This is a genomic window from Vibrio sp. 1249-1, from assembly GCF_033340495.1.
The window spans coordinates 1-781 of sequence record NZ_JAWOWJ010000400.1; the positions used below are offsets into that span (position 1 = coordinate 1).

A 781-nucleotide genomic window follows, 5' to 3' on the forward strand; every position below is an offset into this window, starting at 1 on the left:
GGATAGTTGGCTGACAGGGGCTGGTAACGGGACGAAAACGAATGAACAAGATGCTGTGCAGCAATTATGGATCATGCCGGAGCCATCAACACAGCTCATGGTCATTTCTGTAGAGTCGGAGCTCAACGATGAGGCCATCTCCATGCTCATGCTCGGGGAGCCGCAGTGATCGTTCGTGCTTGCCATTTCTGTCATGTGTTCAGGCATCATAGCGCCACTCGACATCATTTTGATACTCATTAAAGGCGCGCTGTTAACCACGCTAGATACCAGCAGTATCAGCGTTGTACATAACGTTAGCCAAATTGTATGCAGTGATTTAAGGCGCATACGGAGTCCAGTCAAAATGAGTGTAAATAACGAGTAACCGCTTAATAATAAAGGTTACCCTAGGGGGAAAGTCAAGCATTCACCCCCAAGTAAGCGTGAGATATTTGGTGCATCTTGGGATCGGTTGGACATATTAATCGCCAATAAATATCTCTTTATTGAGTTTTTTGTCACACGAACTTTCCATGGTAGGGGTTATCCTTATAGAATGTAAGGTTTAACGTGCCTGCTTCGGGGGTTGTATGATAGAAATTGTCATCGATGGAAAATATAGAATTGTAGAAGAGGGGCTAACCCTTCTGGAAGCAGCCAAAGTGTGTGGGGTCGAAATCCCTTCACTGTGCGGAATGAACAAAAGTAACGAGAAAATTCCGTGTGATTTGTGTGTTGTCGAAGTGGAGAGTGGCGGAACTAAGCGCGCCTGTGACCTCAAAGTGTACCGCGGTCTCAA

At 46.0% G+C, this 781-nt stretch carries 2 protein-coding genes; one reads left to right on the plus strand and one right to left on the minus strand.

Translation table 11 applies throughout. From position 1 onward, the window contains the following. Nucleotides 1–330, minus strand: a 330-nt coding sequence (locus R7Z50_RS26630) for a hypothetical protein (protein ID WP_318149631.1), incomplete at its 3' end; no start/stop codon positions are given. A 242-nt stretch (nucleotides 331–572) separates the two neighbouring features. On the opposite strand from R7Z50_RS26630, the gene R7Z50_RS26635 reads away from it, so the two are divergent. Beyond that, the coding region (locus R7Z50_RS26635; RefSeq protein ID WP_318149632.1) for a 2Fe-2S iron-sulfur cluster-binding protein at nucleotides 573–781 on the plus strand (209 nt) is incomplete at its 3' end.